The following is a 19,292-nucleotide window of genomic DNA, read 5'->3' on the forward strand; positions in this document are numbered from 1 at the left end:
CTCCCTGGAGAATTGCGGCGCGCCGCGCACCGGCGTCGCCCTGCGGCGGGCCCGTCCGATGGCCCGTCAGGCCCGCCCGTCGACCATCACAAGATCAAACGACCGTTCAAATGTCAAGGCGGCCATCCCGGCGCAAATCCATGCAGATGCACTGTTTCTGTTGCGCGGATTTGCGAGCTGGCGTAAGTGATCCGCTCATGGCATCATTCAAACAAGACATTGATTGGGGAGGAACGATGCACGACACCTACGCGTTCGATGCATTGCCCGACACGCTGCACCGGCTGCTGGACGAACAGGCGGGCCGGCTCGGCGCGCGCACCTATGCGATGATGGATGGCGCGGCGTGGTCCTATGCGGACATCGCCGGCCTCTCGCTGCGCGTGGCGTCGGCGCTCCAGCAGGCCGGCGTCGGCGCCGGCGAGCGGGTGATGGTGATGCTGCCGGCGGGCCGGCTGCATCTCGGCCTGTGGTTCGCCATCTCGCGGGTGGGCGCGGTGGAGACGCCGGTGAACCCGGCCTACAGGGGCCTGCTGCTGCGCCAGCTGATCGAGACCGCCGAGCCGTCCTTGTGCGTCGTCGCGGCAGACTTCATCGACGCCTTCCGCGCCGCCGCCGAGGGGCTGGTCGCCGCCGACCGCATCGTGCTGCCGGAGGTGCTCGAGAGCGATGCTCCGTTCGTGCCGCCGGCCGGCGAGGCCGATCCCCGCCAGCCCTCGTGCATCGTCTTCACCTCGGGCACCACCGGGCGCTCCAAGGGGGTGGTGATGAGCCATCGCCACCAGGTCTGCTACGGTCAGTCGTTCCGCGAGATCGCCGGCCTCACCGAGGCGGACACCACCTACAATTTCCTGCCGTTCTTCCACGTGGCGGCGAAGTTCGTCGCGCTCGGCACCCTGCTGGCGGGCGGGCGCATGCTGCTGCGCTCCGTGTTCAGCGTCTCCAACTTCTGGAGCGACGTGCGCGCGCACCAGGTCACGGTGTCGGCGGCGGTGGGCGGGCTGTGCCACATGCTGAACTCCCAGACGCCGCGCCCGGACGATGCCGACAATCCGCTGCGGCTCATCTATGCGGTGCCGGTGCCGTGGGAGTTCAAGGCGCAGTTCGAGGCGCGCTTCGGCATCCGCTTCATCGAGGGCTATGGCGCGACCGAATCCAACCTCGTCGCCTACTCGCGCCTGACGGACCCCACCCCGCGCGGCGCCGCCGGACGGGCCAGCCCGCATTTCGAGATCGAGATCCAGGATCCCTTCGGCAATCGCGCGCAGCCGGGCGAGGCAGGCGAGATCTGCGTGCGGCCGCGCCGGCCGGCGACCATGATGTCCGGATACTTCGGCATGCCGGACAAGACGCTGGAAGTGCTCACCGACTGCTGGTTCCACACCGGCGATCGCGGCTACATGGACGCCGAGGGCTATCTCTATTTCCTCGACCGGCTGAAGGACGCCATCCGCCGGCGGGGCGAGAACATCTCCTCGTTCGAGGTGGAGCGGGTGCTGAACGCCTTCCCCGCCATCTCCGAATGCGCGGTCATCCCCATGCCCTCGGAAGTGGGCGAGGAGGAGGTGAAGGCCATCATCGTGCTGAAGGAGCCGGGCAGCGCCACCGCCGAGGAGATCTTCCACTACGCCATGGCCAACATGCCCTACTTCATGGTGCCGCGCTTCATCGAGTTCCGCAGCGAGCTGCCGCGCACGCCCACCATGAAGATCCGCAAGACGGAGCTGCGGGCGCTCGGCAATTCGGACGCCACGTGGGACTGCGAGAAGGTGGGCCTGAAGATCAGCCGCGCCGCCGCTGCCGCCGCGAGCCGGCCGGCGCGCGCGCCCGGCTGAGCGCGTCGCCCCCGGCGCCGGCGGCAGGGCGCGGGACGCGACCTTAGGTCCCCGCGGCCACCGGCCGGACCTGAACGGGCGTGCCGCCGGTGTGCGCCGGCGGCGGCCTGCCGCCTGCCGCCTGCGCGCTCCCGCGCCGCCGCGCTCCCCGGACCGAGGACATCGCCATGGCCTATCCGACCGCCACCGACCTCTATCTCGACGATTTCGTCCCCGGCCAGACCGCCGAGCGCCGGCACGTCATCACCGATGCGGACATCCTGGCGTTCGCCGGCCTCACCGGCGACTACAGCCCGCTGCACGTGGACGACGATTTCGCCCGGCGCTCGCGCTTCGGCCGGCGGCTCGCGCACGGGCTGCTCACGGCGTCCTTCATCACCGGCATCATCGGCATGGACCTGCCGGGCCGCAACGGCATCTACATGAGCCAGAGCCTGCGCTTCCGCCGCCCGGTGTTCATCGGCGACGCGGTGCTGGTGCGCGCCACCCTGGCCGCCATCGATCGGGAAAAGTCGCGCATCACCCTCACGACCGCCTGCCTCGTGAACGCAGAGACGGTGGTGGAGGGCGAGGTGCTCATCTTCGTGCCGCGCCGTCCGCACGGCGAACCGTCGGCCGCCTGACCGCGCCGGGGCGCCGCCCCGCGCGCATCGCACATGCCTGCGGCCGCCGTCGATGCAGGCCGCCAACACGGGAGGAACGAGTGCTGGACCTGACGCTTGAGGAGCGGGTCGTCACGGCGCGGCTGCGCGCGGCGGCCGAGCGGACGCCGGAGGCGCCGTTCCTGCAGTTCGGCGAGGAGGTCGCCAGCTACGGCGCCTTTCACCTGCGCACCAACCGCGTCGCCAACGCGCTTGCGGAGTGCGGGCTCGCCGGCTTCGCGAAGCTGGCGATCTTCGCGCGCAATTCTCCCGGCTTTCTCGAAGCCTGGTTCGGCGCGGCCAAGATCGGCGCGATCTACGTGCCCATCAACACCGAATACAAGGGCGAGATCCTGCGCTACCAGCTGCATCACGCCGACGTCACGCACATCGTCATCGACCCCGAGTTCCTCGGCGTCCTGGCCGAGGTGGTGGCCGGCATTCCGCAGCTGCGGCACGTCATCCTGACGCAGCCGGCGACGGTGCCGGACGCCATCCTCCAGCACGCGGCGGTGAATCTGCTGCCCGATTTCCATACCGCGTCCGACCGCGATCCCGGCGTCGAGGTCGGCTATGACCATCCCCACGCCATCAGCTTCACCTCCGGCACCACCGGGCCGTCGAAGGGCGTGCTGTGCCTCAACGCGCACGTGACCACCTTCGCGCTCGACTGGATCCGCTTCCTCGCGTTCCGGCCCCATGAGGCGATCTACACGCCGCTGCCCCTGTTCCACGCCATCGGCGCGTGGCTGGGGGTGATGCCGGCGCTGCTGAGCGGGGCGCGCATCACCGTCTCGCCGCGCTTCTCGGCCTCCACCTACTGGGACGACGTGCGCCGCGCGAAGGCGGACGTGGTGCACGGCATCTTCTCCATGGTGCCGATCCTGCTGAAGCAGCCGGAGCGGGCCGACGACGCCACCCAGCCGGCCCGCGCCTATTACATCGGCAACCGCAACCCCGCGTTCGAGGAACGGTTCGGGTGCCGCATCGTCGAGGTGTACGGCGCCACCGAGACCGGCATCGTCTCCGCCCACGATTTCGACGAGGTGCGGCGTCCGCAGTCATGCGGCCGGCCCAATGCGGAGACGTTCGAGGTGGCGGTGCTGGACGACCGTGACCAGCCCGTGCCCGCCGGCACCGTGGGCGAGATCGCGGTGCGGCCGCGCCGCCCCTTCTCCATGGTGAAGGAATATTACGGCCGCCCCGACGCCACGCTCGAAACCTTCCGGAACCTGTGGTTCCACACCGGCGACAACGGCCGGCTGGACGAGGACGGCTATCTCTACTTCGTGGACCGCAAGAAGGATGCGATCCGCCGGCGCGGCGAGAACATCTCCTCCTACGAGCTGGAGTTCGCGGTGAACCAGCATCCCGGCGTGATGGAATGCGCCGCGGTCGCCGTCACCTCCGATCTCGGCGAGGACGAGGTGAAGGTGGTGGTGGTGCCGCGCCCCGGCGTCGAGCTGGATGCGGCGGAGCTGTGGGCCTTCTGCGAGGCCACCATGCCGCGCTTCTGGGTGCCGAGCTTCATCGAGATGCGCGAGGCGCTGCCGAAGACGGCGAACCAGAAGGTCCAGAAGTTCCTGCTGAAGGAGCCGGGCGAGGGCGCCCGCCTGTTCGCGCGCGACTGGAAGAGCGGCGCCATCACCCGGCGCTGAGCCGCCGGCGCGCCGGGATCGCCTCCACGCCGGAAACCTCCACCTGAACCGACAGGCGGGTCTCCGGCATGGCGGGCACCGTGTCGTGCCGGGCATCGGAGGCGGAGCACGCCGCATCGCGGGTCACGATCGCGCGCCACTTCACGCGGAAGCCGAGGCGCCCGGCTTGTTTGCACCCGACGCGGGCAGCCCCTTGCCTCGCGGAACGCATCAGGCGCTTGGGCATTCCCTCCTCAGGGCCGGACACGGCTCGCGGATGTGAGGAGAAGCCCATGGCCGAGGCCGAGAAGCTCCGCCACGCCATCGACAGCTGCCGCACCGGCGACAAGGTGCGCGCCCCCGATCTCGCTGCCGCTCCCCTCGGCGCCGACGACGAGGCGGCGGGCATGACGCCCACCCGCGCCCTGCCCGGGGACGGCTGGCGGCCGCCGCAGGAGGGCGACCGCATCATCGACGGCGATCCCTCCGTGGGCGCGCTCTACGAGCCGCTGAGCGAGGAGGACAACCGGGCCCCCGCCAGCGCCCCGCCGGACTGGCGCACCTGGGGCCTCATCGCCCTCGGTCTCGTGCTGCTGGCGGTTCTGGTGGCGGTCGTGGCGGGCTGAAGCTCAGCCCTGCCGGTCGCGCCCGGTGCCGATCAGCGTGGCGAGGCTGGAGAAGGTGGCCACCGGCCCGCTGCCGGCGTGGGTGCCCGCGAGCAGGAAGCGGATGGGAAAGCGCACCCCCTCCGCCTGCGCCGGGGAGATGTTGCGGCCCGCGCAGTCGGTGCGGGCGGCCTCGTCCGCCTCGCGCAGGGCGGCCTCGATCTCCTGCTGGGTCAGCAGCCCCTTGAGGCGCAGCGTCTCGATCAGCCGCGAGAGGGCGAGCAGCAGGCCCTCCATCTGGAGATTGGCGGTGTTCATGTGCGGTCCTCCCCTGCGACGCGGCCGGCCCGCGTCGGGAGGAGAACGCCGCAGCGCCGCTCAGGTTGCGCGGGCCGCGCGGCGGGGCATGGATCGCGGCGCGGGAGGTGCGGGGGGAGGGGGCGCGCAGATGCGGCCGACGTCCGCCGGCGCCCGAGCTGGCCCGGAAGCTCCATGCGTCCGCCGGCGCGTGCGCGGTGGTGGCGTCAGCGCGCGGAGGACGCGCCAGCGCGGCCTCCCGGAGCGCATGCCCGCCCGGGAGGCGGCGCGGAAGCACGCAATGCGCGGAGGCACGCAATGCGCGGAGGCCCGCAATGCCGCAGGGACGACGCGATGTCTTGCCGGTCCCGCCGTGCCGGTTCAGGGGCGCCGCAGGTTCCCCGCCCCGCGCGGGATCGGCTCCCCCGTCACCCGGCCGGTCAGCGCGGCCGGCGTGGGGTCAGCGCACGCGGCGGCCGGTGAGGGCGAAGCAGAAGGTGTCCAGCATCACCGCCTCTTCCTCCCGCAGCACGCCGTCGGCGCTGATGACGCGCATGCCGGCGCGCAGCAGGTCGGCGATGGCGTCGTTGCCGCTGGCCAGCAGCGTGTCGAGCGCGCTTTCCACCGCCTCGGCGGTGGGGCGCAGGCGGGCGATGTGGGCGGCGAGCCGCTCGCGCTCGGCGCCGGTGAGGTCGATGTCCTGCGCCGTGCACGCGCGCTCGCAGAAGAAGGTGATCTCCTCCACCTCGGCGGCGCGCATCTCCCGGTCGGAGCGGGCGAGGGCGACCAGCAGCACCACGCCGGCGCGGCGGATGATGCCGCGCACGCGGTCCCAGCGCACGTCCGCATCCTCCTGCGGCGGCAGCACGATGGCGTCCTTCGGCCAGACGAAGCCGAAGGTGTCGAAGAAGAAGCGCGAGAGCGGCTCGCGCCGCACGCCGTCGAGATCGGTGACGCCGGTGATGCGGTCCACCCGGAAGGCGCGGGTGGCCTGCCGCTCGTGGCACTTGGCGATCAGGATCGGCACGCCCTCCACGTTGCGCTGGAGCGCCCATACCGAGATGCGCCGGTGGCTGGGATTGCCGGCATGGTCCACGTAGTCGATGGCGAAGGACTGGCCTTCGGCCGGGTCGCGGTCATCGGCCGGCTCGGCGGAAAGCTCGTCGTGCGGGTCGTCGGCCGGCACGGAGAGGCGTTCCGCCTGGGCGTAGAAGGGCGAGCCGAGAAGCTCGACCCGATCGAGCAGGAACGACTTGAGCGAGGTGATGGCGTTCATTGTCGGCGCCCGCTGCGGCTGGTCCAGTCCAAGGCCGATCCCCGATCCGGCCGGTTCCTTCCTTGATAGCCGGCGGACGATGATCGATCCAGCCTCATCGCGCGCCGGCCGGACGCCACGCCGGCAAAGGCGGCGCCGGGCGGCGCGGGCGTTCACAGGCGGGCGCCTTTCGGCTAGAGGAACAGGGCCCGCCCGCTGCGGTCCGAAAGGTGTTTTCCGTGAACGACCAGGTCAAGCTCGTCCTTGCCTCCGGCTCGCCCCGCCGGCTGGCGCTGCTCAATCAGGCCGGCATCGAGCCCGACCTCCTGATGCCGGCCGACGTGGACGAGACCCCCGAGCGGGGCGAGCTGCCGCGCCGCCTCGCCCAGCGCCTCGCCGAGGAGAAGGGCAAGCTGGTGGCCCAGCGCGCCAAGGAGGCGGGCATGACCGCGCTCGTCCTTTCCGCCGACACGGTGGTGGCGGTGGGCCGGCGCATCCTGCCCAAGCCCGATCTGGTGGAGGAGGCGGAAGCCTGCCTGCGGCTGCTCTCCGGCCGCACCCACCGCGTCTATACCGGCGTGTGCCTGGTGGATCCGCGCGGCCGCGCCTCCACCCGCCTGGTGGAGAGCCGGGTGCGCTTCAAGCGCCTCTCGCGCGACGAGATCAACGATTACCTCGCCTGCGGCGAATGGCGCGGCAAGGCCGGCGGCTATGCCATCCAGGGCATCGCCGGGGCGTTCGTGGTGAAGCTGGTGGGCTCCTACACCAATGTGGTGGGCCTGCCTTTGTCCGAGGCCGTGGGCCTCATCTCCGGCCAGGGCTACAACGTGCGCGCCGGCTGGGTGGAGCGCGCCGCGTGAGCGGGCGCAGGACGCCCGCGGCCAACGGGCCGGCGAACACCGCCGGAGAGACGGACGCACGGAAGGCTCCGGCCAGGACTTCTGCTGGCAAGGGCCCTGTTGGCACGACTCCTGCTGGCAAGGCCTCAGCGACCAAGGCTCCTGCCGCCAAAACGCTTGCGGCCAAAGCCCGTGCGGCCAAAGCTCCTGCCGCCAAAGCTCCTGCCGCCAAAACCCCTGCCGCCAAAACCCCTGCCGCCAAAGCCACGGCGGACGAGGCCCCGGCTGGCGGGAACACTGCCGGCAAGACGGCTGTCGGCAGGAGCCCTGCTGCGACCGAAAAGGCCCCTGCAGCGGCCGACACGCAAGGCACCAAGCCGGCTGGGGCCAAACCCGCTGCGACCGAATCCGCCGGGTCGAAATCCGCGACCAGATCCCCTGCGGCCGCGCCTCTCGCGGGCAAGGCGAGCGCAGCGAAATCGGCGGATGGCAGATCCAAGGATGCCAAGTCCAGGGATGCCAAGTCCAGGGATGCCAAATCCAAGGATGCCAAGTCCAGGGATGCCAAATCCAAGGATGCCAAGTCCAAGGATGGCAAGTCCGCGGATGGCAAGTCCACGGATGCCAAGCCCACGGGGCCCAAATCGTCGGGAGGCAAGTCGGGTGGACCCAAATCGGCCGCACCCAAATCGGCCGCACCCAAGCCCTCCGCCCCCAAGCCCGCCGCCCCTAAGCCCTCCGCCCCTCCTTCCGCGAAGCCCGCTGCGCCGCCGGCTTCCGCCTCCGGCGACACCCCCGCGCCGCGTCCGTGCCCCATCTGCGGTCGGCCGCCGGTGGAACGCTACCGGCCGTTCTGCTCCAAGCGCTGCGCCGACGTGGACCTGAACCGGTGGCTGTCCGGCAGCTACACCATCGCCGGCCGCGACGAGGAGGACGAGGACGGCGGCTCCCCGGCGGGCGGCGAGGGCTGAGCGCCGCGCCCCGCGTTCCGCCGCCGCTCCCGGCCATCTTGACGGCGCCATGAGCGGCGCGCGAGGTTGCTGGAGCTGAGGCGCACGAGGAGCACATCATGGCGGTGACGGAACGGACGGCGGACACTCACCCCACCTTCCGGACTGAGGCGCTGGTGGACGGGGCGTTCGCGCCGGCCGCCTCCGGGCGCACGTTTGCCGCCGTCAATCCCGCCACCGGCACCGTCCTGGCGCAGGTGGCCGCCTGCGACGCCGCCGACGTGGACCGCGCCGTGAAGGCCGCGCGCGCCGCCTTCGAGGACCGGCGCTGGGCCGGCCAGCGGCCGCTGGAGCGCAAGCGCGCCCTGCAGCGCTTCGCCGAGCTGATCCGCGCCCATCGCGACGAGCTGGCGCTCACCGAGACGCTCAACATGGGCAAGCCCATCTCGGACGCCCGCGCCGTGGACGTGCGCGCCACCGCCGACTGCTTCGCCTATTACGGCGAGTGCTGCGACAAGGTGTATGGCGAGATCGCTCCCACCACGGCGGACAACCTCGCCCTCATCATGCGCGAGCCGCTCGGCGTGGTGGGCTGCGTCACCCCGTGGAACTTCCCCATGATCATGGCCGCCTGGAAGGTGGCCCCGGCCCTCGCCATGGGCAATTCGGTGGTGCTGAAGCCGGCCGAGGAAAGCCCGCTCACCGCGCTGCGGCTGGGCGAGCTGGCGCTGGAGGCGGGCATTCCCGCCGGCGTGTTCAACGTGGTGCCCGGCCTCGGCGTGGAAGCCGGGCGGGCGCTGGGCCTGCACCCGGACGTGGACGCCATCGCCTTCACCGGCTCCACCGAGGTGGGGCGCTACTTCATGCGCTACTCGGCCGAGAGCAACCTGAAGCGGGTCTATCTGGAGCTCGGCGGCAAGACCGCCTTCGTGGTGGCCCACGACGTGCCGGACCTCGACAAGGTGGCGGAAGAGGTGGCTGCCGGCATCTTCTTCAACCAGGGCGAGATGTGCACCGCCGCCTCGCGCCTGCTGGTGGACAACCGCATCCGCGCCGAACTGGTGGAGCGCATCGCCGCCATCGCCCCGCGCTGGATGCCGGGCGATCCGCTGGACCCCGCCGCCCGCGCCGGCGCGGTGGTGAGCCGCGAGCATCAGGGCCGCATTCTCTCCGCCATCGAGGCCGGCCTGTCCGAGGGCGCGCGGCTCGTCACCGGCGGTGGCGCGGTGCGCGCGGAGACCGGCGGCGCCTTCGTGGCGCCCACCGTGTTCGACGACGTGGCGCCCGCGTCCTCGCTGGCGCAGAAGGAGATCTTCGGCCCGGTGCTGTCGGTGATCGGCTTCGACGGGCTGGACGAGGCGGTCGCCATCGCCAACGGGACGGTCTACGGCCTCGGCGCGGCGGTGTGGAGCGCCGACCTTGCCGCCGCCCACAAGGTGGCGCGGCGGTTCCGGGCGGGCGTGGTCTATGTGAACTGCTTCGACGCCGACGACATCACCACCCCGTTCGGCGGCGTGAAGCAGTCCGGCTTCGGGCGCGACAAGTCCCTGCACGCGCTCGACAAATATTGCGATCTCAAGACCGTCTGGACCCGGCTCTGACAGGCAGGGCCGGCCGTGGCCGCGCTAGCTCGCCGGCGTCAGCAGCCACACATGCTCGACCGCCGGGCAGGCGCCCCTGAGGCCGCCCGGCACTTCGGCGCTGGCGAGCTCGGTGACGCGGAAGTCCGCATCGTAGAGCGCGTGGGTCTCCGCCGGCGGCACCGAGAAGGGCGGGCCGGCCATGACGGACTGGTCGTAGGTGAAGCAGATCAGCAGCTGTGGCGCGCGGGCGGTGAGCGCGACCAGATGGTCGGCATAGCGCGGCCGCAGGTCCGGCGGCAGCGCCACCAGCGCCGCCCGGTCGTAGACCGCGTCCACCTTCCCCAGCGTCCCGGCGTCGAGCGCGAAGATGTCGCCGACGAAGATGTCGATGCCCGGCGCGGCGAAGCGCTCCAGCGGGCCCGCCGCGCTCACCTGCGGTTCCACCCCCAGCTCGGCGAAGAGCTGCTCCACCGCGATCCGGCTCAGCTCGGCGCCGGCAACCCGGAAGCCCTGCGCCAGCAGCCAGAAGATGTCGCGCGTCTTGCCGCAGAGGGGCACGAACACGCGGGCGCCGGGAGCAAGGCCGAGGCTGGCCGCATGCCGGACCAGGAAGGCGTTGGGCCTGCCCTCATGGAAGCCGATCTGGTTGGCTTCCCACCGCTTGTGCCAGAAATCGGGTTCCATCCGCCGCCTCCTCCTGTGCCGCGCGCCGGCGCGAATGGGGGCGTCGTAGCAGATCGCGCCTCCCGCCGGCATCCGGCCGATGGGCGCAGGGCCGCGGCGGCCGGCGGGACCGAGACCGTGAGCCGGCGAAAAGCCATGCGCCGACAACTTGTTACATTTCAAACGCGCGCCGCCGGGGCTAAGCTGGCCTCCCGGCCCTGAAGGAGCATCGCAATCGTGACCTCGCCGTCCAACCCGGCCCCCGTCTCCAATTCCACCGCCCACTGGCGCGCGCTCGACGCGGCCCATCACCTCCACCCCTTCTCCGACACGAAGGCGCTGAACGCGGAAGGGGTGCGGGTCATCACGCGGGCCGAGGGGGTCTATGTCATCGACAGCGAGGGCAACCGCATCCTCGACGGCATGTCCGGCCTGTGGTGCTCGCAGGTGGGGCATGGGCGCAGCGCCATCGTCGACGCCATCGCCCAGCAGCTGCACCAGCTCGACTATTACAACACCTTCTTCAAGACCACCCACCCCGGCGCGGCGGAGCTTGCCGCCGCCATCTCCGAGGTGGCGCCCGCGCACATGAACCACGTGTTCTTCACCTCCGGCGGCTCGGAGGCGGTGGACACGGTGCTGCGCATGGTGCGCCACTACTGGGCCTCCATGGGCAAGCCGGAGAAGCACATCTTCATCTCGCGCCGCAACGGCTACCACGGCTCCACCATGGGCGGCGCCTCGCTGGGCGGCATGAAGCCCATGCACGCGCAGGGCGGCCTGCCCATTCCCGGCATCATCCACGTGGCCCAGCCCTATTGGTGGGCCGAGGGCGGGGAGATGAGCCGCGAGGATTTCGGCCTTCACTGCGCCCGCGAGGTGGCCCGCGCCATCGACGAGGCGGGGCCGGAGAACGTGGCCGCCTTCATCGGCGAGCCGATCCAGGGCGCCGGCGGCGTCATCATCCCGCCCGCCAACTACTGGCCGGAGGTGGAGAAGATCTGCCGCGAGCGCGACGTGCTGCTGATCTGCGACGAGGTGATCTGCGGCTTTGGCCGGACGGGCCGGTGGTTCGGCGCCGAGTTCATGGGCGTGAAGCCGGATCTCATCACCTTCGCCAAGGGCGTGACCTCCGGATACTTCCCGCTCGGCGGCGTGATCGTCGGCGACCGCTTCGCCGAAGGCTTCATCGAGCACGGCGGCGACTTCAATCACGGCTACACCTATTCCGGCCATCCCGGCGGCTGCGCGGCGGCTCTGGCCAACCTCAGGATCATGCACGAGGAAAAGCTGGTGGACCGGGTGCGGACCGACATCGGCCCCTACCTGCAGGAACGCTGGCTCAAGCTCGCCGAGCATCCGCTGGTGGGCGAGGCGCGCATGGTGGGCCTCATCGGCGCGCTGGAGCTGGCGCCGGACAAGGCCACCCGCGCCGCCTTCGCCGCGGAGGAGGGGACGGTGGGCCTCATCTGCCGCGATTTCTCCTTCAAGCAGGGGCTGGTGATGCGCGCGGTGCGCGACGGCATGATCCTCGCCCCGCCCTTCACCCTCTCCCACGAGGAGGCGGACGAACTGGTCGCCATCGCCTGGCGGGTGCTGGACCTGACCCATGCGGAGCTGATCAAGCGTGGGCTGATGGTGCCGGTGCCGCGCGTGCCGGCCCGCGTCGCCTGAGCATTCCCCTGCGGCGTGAGCGGGGCGGAAGTAGTTCTGCCCCGCGGCTCAGGCAAAGCCGAAGATGAGTGGTCGTTCCGGGGTCATCTTGCAGGTGGCATGACCTGAGCGTGGCCGCCATTGGCCTCGCCCGTGGGAACGAATGCGCATGGACAAGGGTTTCTGCTGCGAAGTGATTGCAGCAGGAGACGGAACATGCGCAGCAAGATCGTGATCGGCACCGTGCTTCTCGGCCTGATGGCGCCCGCCACGGCCTTCGCCCAGGCCTCCACCGCCACCGGTGCGGTCGGCGGCGCGGCCGTGGGCGCGGTGGTTGGCGGACCGGTGGGCGCCGTCGTCGGCGGCGCGGTGGGGGCGACCGTCGGCGCGGCGGCCGAGCCGCCCATGGAGGTCCGCACCTATGTGATGAAGGAGCGCCGGCCTTCCGTGCGGGTGCGCGAGGAGGTGGTGGTGGGCCGCCCGCTGCCCGCCGGCGTGGCGCTCTACGAGATCCCCGACAGCAATGAGTACGAGTACACGGTGGTCAACGACCGCCGGGTGATCGTCGAGCCGGGCACGCGCCGGGTGGTGTACATCGTCGAGTAGCGGACCCGCCGCGGCCGGACATGGAACGGGGCGCCCAAGGGGCGCCCCGCGCGTGTCGCGTCGATGTGGGTCCGGGTTTGCCGGGCGGGTCAGCCCACCGGCGCCGTCTCGCCGAACGCGGGATAGGCGGCGATGAAGCCGTCGAGCCAGGCCACAAGGTTGGGACGGCCTTCCCGCCAGTCGCCGCCGAAGCGGAAATCGAACCAAGCGAGGGCGCAGGCGAGGGCGATGTCGCCCACGGTGATGGGGCCGGCGAAGGCGCCGGTTTCGGCCTCGAACGCGTCCAGCGCGCGCATGCGCTTCTGCGCCTGATGCTCCAGCCACTTGGGCTCGTGCCGCTCGGCCGGGCGGAAGCGCCCTTCGTAGAGCAGCAGGATGCCGGCATCCATCATGCCGTCGGCGAGCGCCTCGCGGCGCAGCGCCCGGAAGCGCGCCTTGGGCTCGGTGGGGAGGATGCGGTCGCCGCCGGCGAGGTGATCGAAATAGGCGAGGATGACGCGCGAATCGAACAGCACCTCGCCGTCCGGCACCAGCAGCGCCGGGATCTTGCCCAGCGGGTTCTGGCGGCGAAGCGAATCGTTGGGGTCCAGCGTGTCGGCCGGCTCCAGCTCCAGCTTCAGGCCGAGCAGGCCGGCAGCGACGCGCACCTTGCGCACGAACGGGGACGTGGGGGAATGACGCAGCAGCATGGGAGGGGCATCCGCTTGAGGACGCCCTTCCCTAAATCGTTTCCGGCGGCAGGGGAATCAGGAATTGGCGCCGCCACGTCACGGCGCGGGCTTGACGGTGAGGACTTGGATCGCGGCGACGTCCATGGTCAGGCCGGAGAAGGCGATGCGGGAGGCGGAGGTGGCACGCGCGTGGCGCGCCATGCCGCCCTCGACTTCGATCTCCATGTTGGTGCTCACGTCTATCCGGATCTGGCTGAGCATCAGTTTGGCCTTCTGCTCGTTGAGGCCGCCACCCCCCGGCTGAGCGGCGGCAACCCGGCGGAGAATGCCGAGGGCCATTTCGCCCAGGGCGGCGGGGTCAGGCGTATTGCTCGACAGAACGGTCACGTGCTCGGGCCGCGAACCCGGGGCGAGCCGTGTCACGGATTCGCCCCGCAATCGGCCGCCGAAGGGGTTTGGCAGGCTGTCGACCCTGCGCGTGTCTTCCCCCGGCCTCAGGGGCGTGTTCTGGGCCGAGGCCAGCAGCGTCAGCGGAGCGAGCCAGGTGGTCGCTGCTTGCGTGTCGCTGATCGCCTGCACGCCGGCCAGCGTCTGCCGCATGATGGGAAGGAGATGCGGCTTGTCGGCGTATTGGGCTAACACGCGCCCGCTCATGGCGGCGGAGGCGGTGCGCACCTCTGTCGCGTTCACCACCGTCAGGGGCAGGCCGGCAGCGTCGGTGATTCCAAGGACAGGGACATCGCGTACCACCTCAAAGGCGATCATGACGGCTTGGGCGGCGGGGAGGAGGCTGTCCACTGTCACCTCGCGCAGCACCATCCTGACGCGATATCCGGTGCCCTCGCGCGCGGTGTAGACGAGATCATAGCTAGCAGTAATCGAATACTGCTCCTCAGCGTCGTTCGTCTTTGTGGTTGAGCGGATTTCGGAGACGATCCGCCATCGGCGGCCCACCGCCGGGGCGAAGGGCTGGGCCCACGGCGCGGCCGCCGGGGCGACCGCCGGCACGGCCTGCGGCGCCGGCTTCGAATCCTCTTGGGGCGCAGCCCGGGCAGCGCCGGGCGATCCAATTAGGATCGTCACGCAGACGGACAGGGCCGCCGCGCGGCCCGGCCACCCCCGATCCGGCAGGGGCGCCCGCGCCGGGACCGGCCCGGCCTGCGCCCCTCTGCCCGCGCTTCCTGTCTGCGTGTTGGCTTGCGGTCCCTCGCCTTGCGGCAGTTGCCCCTGCCCAACCATGCCCCGTCCCCCGCGAGCCGGGCTCAACCCCCGGCGGTAAGCCAGGATACACGCACGCGTCCGGAGCCGTCACGGGCCACCAGCGGGGCGATGGCGGTGAGGACGGTGCGCAATTCGTCGGCCAGCGTGAAGGGCGGGTTGACGATGATGAGGCCGGAGCCCGAGAGGGCATCGACGCTGCGCACGGTGGCGAAATCGAGCTCCACCCGCAGCGTCTTGGGCAGGCCGAGGCGCGCCACGTCGCGGCGGAAGGCGTCCACCGCGCGCAGGTCCTTGATGGGGTACCACAGCATGAAGATGCCGGTGGCGAAGCGCCGGCAGGCCGCTTCCAGCCCCGCCACCAGCCGCGGGAACTCGCCCGGCTCCTCGAACGGCGGGTCCACCAGCACCAGCCCGCGCCGCTCGCGCGGCGGCAGGTGGGCGGCCAGCGCCTGCCAGCCGTCCTGGGGCAGGATCTTGGCGCGCGCATCGGCGCCGACGCGCTTCTCCAGCTTGGCGCGCTCCTCCTTGTGGAGTTCGCAGAAGAGCAGGCGGTCCTGCGGGCGGGAAAGGGCGAGCGCCAGCGCCGGCGAGCCGGGATAAAGCCGCCGGCCGCCTTCGCGCAGGTGCCGCACCGCGTCGAGATAGGGCGCAAGCAGGCTGGCCGCCGGCTCCGGCAGCGGCGCGGCGAGCACCGCCTCGATGCCGGCCTCCGCCTCGCCGGTGCGCTGGGCGCTGGCGCCGTCGAGATCGTAGAGCCCGGCCCCGGCATGGGTGTCGAGCACGCGGAAGGGCGCTTCCTTGCGGCAGAGATAGGCGAGGACGCGGGCGAGCGCGGCGTGCTTCATCACGTCGGCGGGATTGCCCGCATGGAAGGCGTGGCGGTAGTTCATGGCGCGTCTATAGCACGCCGGGCGCGGGCGTCGCGGCGGATGGGCGAGGCCGAAGCCGGCGCCTCAGTTGCCGCCGCGCACCGGCGGCATCACCATGCGCGGCAGCCGGCAGGCGCGCCGGTCCACGTCGGGGCAGGAGCGGAAGGCGAGGTCGCGACCCATGCAGATGCGCACCTCCTTCAGCCGCCGCCGGTCGCATTCCACCGACATCATGTCCGGCGCAAGGCCGGGATTGGCGGCGAGGAAGGCGCCCTCGGCCTCGCCGGGGGAGATCATGCGGTAGTCGCCGAGGCGGACGAACTCGGGCGGGATCGCCACCTTGGCGCGGGCGGCGCGCACGAGGTCGAAATAGCCCTGCGGGGAGAGGCCGGAGCAGGTGCCGTGCTTCTTCCATTCATAGATGACGAGCCGGCGGCTCGGCATCACGTCCAGCATGGAATTGACGAGGCCGTTCGGCACATAGGGCGGCGGGCGCTGGCAACTCTCGGGAAAGCCGCGATCATACTGTGGCCACAGGCCGTGCACCACGAAGGCATAGGGCCGGTCCCGGCGGCACTGGGGCTCGCCGGAGGCGGCCTCGCCCTTGTCCTCGCAATAGGTGGGGGACCAGGAGAGGGAGAGGACGTAGAAATCGAATCGCCCCGGCTCGTGCTGCGCCGCGGCCGGGCCGGCGAGGCCCAGCAGCACGACGCAAGCGAGCGCCAGGGCCGCGAGCGCGGCGAAGGGGCCGGCGGCGATGAGGCCGGCGCGGCGCGCCGGCGCGCGGAGCGGGAGCCGCACCGGGGGCTGCATCCGGGGCCTCAGGGACCCGCCATCTTGCAGGAGGGGGCGTAGGCGTAGGAGCGGTCGAGCCCGACCACGCACCATTCCACGCCCCAGCTGGCGCCGATGAAGCCGCCATCCTCGATGATGGAATAATAGATGGCGCGCTTCTTGGCGTCGTTGGTGAAGACCGTGCCCTTGCAGTAGCGGCGCGGCTGATACTCCGGCCCCCAGGGGCGGAAGGCGATCTCGTGCACCTTCTCGAAATCGGTGATGGAGAGGGTGGAGGCCCAGAACCGGCGCTCGGTCTCGGCGAAGCGGGTGGCGATGAGGTCGAGCGCCGCCTGGCTGTCGCAGGCGGGCACCACGCCGGAATAATTGGGGCCGGAGAGCCAGAAGTTCATTTCCAGCCAGTTGGCGGCCTTCGCGCCGGTGGCGCCGGTCGCCAGCAGGCCGCAGCCGGCCACCACCGCCGCGGCGGCGAGCCGGGCGAGGCCGCGCATGCCGCGCGCCGTCGTGTGCGGGTTGGCGCCGATTGTCCCCGTCGCCGTCCCTCGCGCGCGATCCCGCATGGTCCACTCCCTGTCAGGGCCCCCCGCCCCCTCGGGGCGCATATCCGGGGGACGATGCGGCGCCGTTTCCGCCCGGTCAATGACACGGCGGCCACACCTTTGCAGAAAATTAACGCTGTCCGCCGCCGCGCGCCTGCCGGAAACTGCCGGCATGCTGACGGGACTGTCGCGCGGGAGGACGAATTGCACCAGCCGAGCTTCGCCGCCACCCCCTCCGCATCGGCGCCGCGCCTGCGTTTCGCCTCCGGGCGGGAGGCGGCGCTGGAGCTGCGGCCCGACCATCCGGTCTACTGCTTCCGCCCCGAGGTGCTGGCCGCCGACGCCCGCGCCTTCGTGGATGCCTTCCCCGGCAAGACCGCCTATGCGGTGAAGACCAATGGCGAGCCCATGGTGCTGGACGTGCTGGCGCGGGCGGGCATCAACGCCTTCGATGTGGCGAGCCCGGCCGAGTTCGCCGCCGCCCGCGCCGCCGCGCCGGGGGCCGAGTTGCTCTACATGCACCCGGTGAAGGCGCAGTCGGACATCCGCCTCGCGCTGGAGCGCTACCGCATCCGCGCCACCGCCCTCGACCATGAGGACGAGGTGGCGAAGATCCTGCGCATCGTCCGCGCGCTCGATCTCGATCCCGCCGACCTCACCCTGTTCGTGCGCATCGCCACCCGGGGGGAGGCGGCCTATGAGCTGTCCCGCAAGTTCGGCGCCGCGCCCGGTCATGCGGCGGAGCTGCTCCAGCGCATCCATGGGGTGGGGATGCGCTGCGGCCTGTGCTTCCACGTGGGCAGCCAGGTGGAGGAGAAGGAGACCTACACCCGCGCCGTCGCGCTGGCCGCCGAGGTGCGCGCCGCCGCCGGCGTGCCCGTCGAGACCCTCGACGTGGGCGGCGGCTTCCCGGCCACCTACGCGCAGGATCCGCGCCGCCCCGCGCCTCCGGTGCCGGACCTGCCGGGCATCATCGCCGGCATCCGCACGGCCGTGGCCGAGCACGGCTTCGCCGATACCCCGCTGGTGGCCGAGCCGGGCCGGGTGATCGTGGCGCGGGCGTTCTCGGTCATCGTGCGGGTGCTGCTGAAGAAGGGGCAGCGGCTCTACATCAACGACGGGGTGTGGGCCTCGCTGTCCGATTCGTGGACCGGCAAGATCCTCCTGCCGGTGCGCCATATCGAGGACCCGGCGCGCCGCCGCCGCTCCGGCCGGGCAGACCGCATCGAGCCGTTCCGCATCTACGGCGCCACCTGCGACAGCGTGGACGTGCTCTCGCGCCCCTTCTACCTGCCGGGAAGCGTGGACACGGGCGACTGGATCGAGATCGGCCACATGGGGGCCTACTCCCTCTCCCTGCGCACCCGCTTCAATGGCTTCTACCCGGATACCTTCGTGGAGGTGGACACCCCGTTCGAGGCGGGCGACGCCCCCGCCGGCTTCGCCGAGCCGGAGCGCCGGGGCGGCACCCACCCGACGATCGGCGCCGGGGGCGGGGCCGGGCCCGAGGCGGCGGCGGAGGGGTGAGACGCGCCGGGAAGGGGCAGGCGGGCGCCCGGACCACCGCCCCGGCGGGCCGGGTGTTGCCGAACCCGAACCCGCCGAAGGTGCCGAACCTCGTGAAGGCTCAGAACCAGATGCGCTCGCCCTCGCGGCCCTTGTAGAGATCGGCCACGAACTCGCCGTAGCCGTTGAACAGCAGGGTCGGGCGGCGGCTGCCGGTGGTGATGTCCTCCTCCGTCGCCTGGCTCCAGCGGGGATGGGCGACCTTGGGATTCACATTGGCCCAGAAGCCGTATTCCGACCCCTGCACCTCCTCCCAGAAGCTCAGCGGCTGGGTGTCGGTGAAGGTGAAGCGGGTGATGGCCTTGATGGATTTGAAGCCGTATTTCCAAGGCGTTACGAGGCGAAGCGGCGCACCGTACTGGCCGGGTGCGGGCTTGCCGTAGACCCCGGTGACGAGGAAGGCGAGATCATTGGTCGCCTCCGCCAGGGTCAGGCCCTCCACATAGGGCCAAGGGTAGCGGAAATCCCTTTGATTCGGCGCGACTTTCGGGTTCAGGAAGGTCTCCATCCGCACGAATCGCGCGCCGGATGAGGGGGCCGCCAGCGCCACCAGGTCGCGCATGGGAAAGCCGGTCCAAGGCACCGCCATGGACCACGCCTCCACGCACCGGTGCCGGTACAGCCGCTCCTCCAGCTTCACCTTGGCGAGGAGGTCGTCGATGCCCAGCTCCAGCGGCTTGTCCACCATGCCGTCGATCTTCACCACCCAGGGCCGGCGCTCGAACCGGCTCATGGAGGGAGCGACGTTCTTGCCGTAGCTGAACTCGTAATAATTGTTGACGGTGCTGGACTTGGCCTCGGGCGTGACCGGCCGGTCCAGGGTGTAGCGCTCGTTGCGGGGGGCGGGATAGAGGCCGGAGGAGGGGTCCGGCAGGTCGCTCACCCGCTGCGCCGCCGCCGGCGTGGCAAGGCCCGCGGCGCCTGCCCCGGCCAGCAGCATCGCCCCGGCCCCCAGCACCTCGCGGCGGGACAGGTAGACGTGTTCCGGCGTCGCCTGTGACTCGGGAATTTCCCAGCCCCGCCTGCGTTTCACATACATGCCGTGCTCTCCTGCGTTGCGGGGCGCA

20 protein-coding genes are annotated in these 19,292 nt (G+C 71.3%); 10 read left to right on the forward strand and 10 right to left on the reverse strand.

Going from position 1 to position 19,292, the window contains the following annotated elements:
* Positions 1-236: 236 nt before the first annotated feature.
* The 3 genes from V5F49_RS14480 (at position 237) to V5F49_RS14490 (ending at position 4,134) form a co-directional block, all read left to right on the forward strand.
* Positions 237-1,835 carry an AMP-binding protein gene (locus V5F49_RS14480; RefSeq protein WP_394116974.1) on the forward strand — a complete coding sequence of 533 codons (1,599 nt, stop codon included), beginning with the start codon at positions 237-239 and terminating at the stop codon, positions 1,833-1,835.
* A gap of 167 nt (positions 1,836-2,002) precedes the next feature.
* Positions 2,003-2,458 carry a MaoC family dehydratase gene (locus V5F49_RS14485; protein WP_394116975.1) on the forward strand — a complete coding sequence of 152 codons (456 nt, stop codon included), beginning with the start codon at positions 2,003-2,005 and terminating at the stop codon, positions 2,456-2,458.
* A gap of 80 nt (positions 2,459-2,538) precedes the next feature.
* A complete protein-coding gene (locus tag V5F49_RS14490; RefSeq protein WP_394116976.1) occupies positions 2,539-4,134 on the forward strand; it encodes an AMP-binding protein in 1,596 nt (531 codons plus the stop codon).
* On the opposite strand, the gene V5F49_RS14495 is transcribed toward V5F49_RS14490, so the two are convergent.
* Positions 4,121-4,279 carry a hypothetical protein gene (locus V5F49_RS14495; RefSeq protein ID WP_394116977.1) on the reverse strand — a complete coding sequence of 53 codons (159 nt, stop codon included), beginning with the start codon at positions 4,277-4,279 and terminating at the stop codon, positions 4,121-4,123. The two genes, V5F49_RS14490 and V5F49_RS14495, sit on opposite strands and share 14 nt — an antisense overlap.
* A 127-nt stretch (positions 4,280-4,406) precedes the next feature.
* On the opposite strand from V5F49_RS14495, the gene V5F49_RS14500 reads away from it, so the two are divergent.
* Complete coding sequence (locus V5F49_RS14500) at positions 4,407-4,739, forward strand: hypothetical protein (protein WP_394116978.1); 333 nt, start codon at positions 4,407-4,409, stop codon at positions 4,737-4,739.
* A 3-nt stretch (positions 4,740-4,742) separates the two neighbouring features.
* Here the strand turns inward: V5F49_RS14500 and V5F49_RS14505 are convergent, their stop codons facing one another.
* Together V5F49_RS14505 and V5F49_RS14510 are read right to left on the reverse strand one after the other, a co-directional pair.
* Positions 4,743-5,036: a hypothetical protein gene (locus V5F49_RS14505; protein ID WP_394116979.1), complete on the reverse strand. Its 294-nt coding sequence runs from the start codon at positions 5,034-5,036 to the stop codon at positions 4,743-4,745.
* Positions 5,037-5,475: 439 nt separating this feature from the next.
* Entirely contained in the window at positions 5,476-6,291 is an 816-nt protein-coding gene (locus V5F49_RS14510) for a WYL domain-containing protein (RefSeq protein ID WP_394116980.1), read from the reverse strand.
* Positions 6,292-6,509: 218 nt separating this feature from the next.
* Between V5F49_RS14510 and V5F49_RS14515 the strand changes: the two genes are divergently transcribed.
* The 3 genes from V5F49_RS14515 (at position 6,510) to V5F49_RS14525 (ending at position 9,660) form a co-directional block, all read left to right on the forward strand.
* Positions 6,510-7,130 carry a Maf-like protein gene (locus V5F49_RS14515; RefSeq protein WP_394116981.1) on the forward strand — a complete coding sequence of 207 codons (621 nt, stop codon included), beginning with the start codon at positions 6,510-6,512 and terminating at the stop codon, positions 7,128-7,130.
* 812 nt (positions 7,131-7,942) lie between these two features.
* On the forward strand, positions 7,943-8,080 hold the full coding sequence (locus V5F49_RS14520; RefSeq protein ID WP_509210697.1) for a DNA gyrase inhibitor YacG: 138 nt from the start codon (positions 7,943-7,945) through the stop codon (positions 8,078-8,080).
* A gap of 98 nt (positions 8,081-8,178) precedes the next feature.
* Complete coding sequence (locus tag V5F49_RS14525; RefSeq protein WP_394116983.1) at positions 8,179-9,660, forward strand: aldehyde dehydrogenase; 1,482 nt, start codon at positions 8,179-8,181, stop codon at positions 9,658-9,660.
* 24 nt (positions 9,661-9,684) lie between these two features.
* On the opposite strand, the gene tmpT is transcribed toward V5F49_RS14525, so the two are convergent.
* Complete coding sequence (gene tmpT, locus V5F49_RS14530; RefSeq protein ID WP_394116984.1) at positions 9,685-10,326, reverse strand: thiopurine S-methyltransferase; 642 nt, start codon at positions 10,324-10,326, stop codon at positions 9,685-9,687.
* Positions 10,327-10,542: 216 nt separating this feature from the next.
* On the opposite strand from tmpT, the gene V5F49_RS14535 reads away from it, so the two are divergent.
* Positions 10,543-11,979: an aspartate aminotransferase family protein gene (locus V5F49_RS14535; RefSeq protein WP_394116985.1), complete on the forward strand. Its 1,437-nt coding sequence runs from the start codon at positions 10,543-10,545 to the stop codon at positions 11,977-11,979.
* Between the two features lie 195 nt (positions 11,980-12,174).
* On the forward strand, positions 12,175-12,564 hold the full coding sequence (locus V5F49_RS14540; protein ID WP_394116986.1) for a DUF1236 domain-containing protein: 390 nt from the start codon (positions 12,175-12,177) through the stop codon (positions 12,562-12,564).
* 89 nt (positions 12,565-12,653) lie between these two features.
* On the opposite strand, the gene V5F49_RS14545 is transcribed toward V5F49_RS14540, so the two are convergent.
* The 5 genes from V5F49_RS14545 to V5F49_RS14565 all read right to left on the reverse strand — a co-directional run bounded on the left by V5F49_RS14545 (position 12,654) and on the right by V5F49_RS14565 (position 16,611).
* Positions 12,654-13,253, reverse strand: a complete 600-nt coding sequence (locus tag V5F49_RS14545; protein ID WP_394116987.1) for a glutathione S-transferase family protein — start codon at positions 13,251-13,253, stop codon at positions 12,654-12,656.
* A gap of 78 nt (positions 13,254-13,331) precedes the next feature.
* Positions 13,332-14,243: a hypothetical protein gene (locus tag V5F49_RS14550; protein WP_394116988.1), complete on the reverse strand. Its 912-nt coding sequence runs from the start codon at positions 14,241-14,243 to the stop codon at positions 13,332-13,334.
* 254 nt (positions 14,244-14,497) lie between these two features.
* On the reverse strand, positions 14,498-15,346 hold the full coding sequence (locus tag V5F49_RS14555) for a 23S rRNA (adenine(2030)-N(6))-methyltransferase RlmJ (protein WP_394116989.1): 849 nt from the start codon (positions 15,344-15,346) through the stop codon (positions 14,498-14,500).
* A gap of 63 nt (positions 15,347-15,409) precedes the next feature.
* Positions 15,410-16,126 (reverse strand): ribonuclease T2 family protein, encoded by a 717-nt coding sequence (locus tag V5F49_RS14560; protein ID WP_394116990.1) that lies wholly within the window; start codon positions 16,124-16,126, stop codon positions 15,410-15,412.
* Between the two features lie 20 nt (positions 16,127-16,146).
* A complete protein-coding gene (locus V5F49_RS14565; RefSeq protein WP_394117162.1) occupies positions 16,147-16,611 on the reverse strand; it encodes a hypothetical protein in 465 nt (154 codons plus the stop codon).
* 252 nt (positions 16,612-16,863) lie between these two features.
* On the opposite strand from V5F49_RS14565, the gene V5F49_RS14570 reads away from it, so the two are divergent.
* On the forward strand, positions 16,864-18,186 hold the full coding sequence (locus tag V5F49_RS14570; protein ID WP_394116991.1) for an alanine racemase: 1,323 nt from the start codon (positions 16,864-16,866) through the stop codon (positions 18,184-18,186).
* A 100-nt stretch (positions 18,187-18,286) separates the two neighbouring features.
* Here the strand turns inward: V5F49_RS14570 and msrP are convergent, their stop codons facing one another.
* Positions 18,287-19,264: a protein-methionine-sulfoxide reductase catalytic subunit MsrP gene (msrP, locus tag V5F49_RS14575; RefSeq protein ID WP_394116992.1), complete on the reverse strand. Its 978-nt coding sequence runs from the start codon at positions 19,262-19,264 to the stop codon at positions 18,287-18,289.
* Positions 19,265-19,292: the final 28 nt, after the last annotated feature.

It is taken from the genome of Xanthobacter lutulentifluminis (genome assembly GCF_043194675.2).
In the GTDB taxonomy this organism is placed as follows: Bacteria; Pseudomonadota; Alphaproteobacteria; order Rhizobiales; family Xanthobacteraceae; genus Xanthobacter.

Bases quoted from the DNA above. Each gene is read 5' to 3' on its own strand.
- V5F49_RS14480 (WP_394116974.1), top strand. From the start codon at position 237: ATGCACGACACCTACGCGTTCGATGCATTGCCCGACACGCTGCACCGG.
- tmpT (WP_394116984.1), bottom strand. From the start codon at position 10,326: ATGGAACCCGATTTCTGGCACAAGCGGTGGGAAGCCAACCAGATCGGC.
- V5F49_RS14505 (WP_394116979.1), bottom strand. From the start codon at position 5,036: ATGAACACCGCCAATCTCCAGATGGAGGGCCTGCTGCTCGCCCTCTCG.
- V5F49_RS14540 (WP_394116986.1), top strand. From the start codon at position 12,175: ATGCGCAGCAAGATCGTGATCGGCACCGTGCTTCTCGGCCTGATGGCG.
- V5F49_RS14485 (WP_394116975.1), top strand. From the start codon at position 2,003: ATGGCCTATCCGACCGCCACCGACCTCTATCTCGACGATTTCGTCCCC.
- msrP (WP_394116992.1), bottom strand. From the start codon at position 19,264: ATGTATGTGAAACGCAGGCGGGGCTGGGAAATTCCCGAGTCACAGGCG.
- V5F49_RS14565 (WP_394117162.1), bottom strand. From the start codon at position 16,611: ATGCGCGGCCTCGCCCGGCTCGCCGCCGCGGCGGTGGTGGCCGGCTGC.
- V5F49_RS14500 (WP_394116978.1), top strand. From the start codon at position 4,407: ATGGCCGAGGCCGAGAAGCTCCGCCACGCCATCGACAGCTGCCGCACC.
- V5F49_RS14525 (WP_394116983.1), top strand. From the start codon at position 8,179: ATGGCGGTGACGGAACGGACGGCGGACACTCACCCCACCTTCCGGACT.
- V5F49_RS14555 (WP_394116989.1), bottom strand. From the start codon at position 15,346: ATGAACTACCGCCACGCCTTCCATGCGGGCAATCCCGCCGACGTGATG.
- V5F49_RS14545 (WP_394116987.1), bottom strand. From the start codon at position 13,253: ATGCTGCTGCGTCATTCCCCCACGTCCCCGTTCGTGCGCAAGGTGCGC.
- V5F49_RS14510 (WP_394116980.1), bottom strand. From the start codon at position 6,291: ATGAACGCCATCACCTCGCTCAAGTCGTTCCTGCTCGATCGGGTCGAG.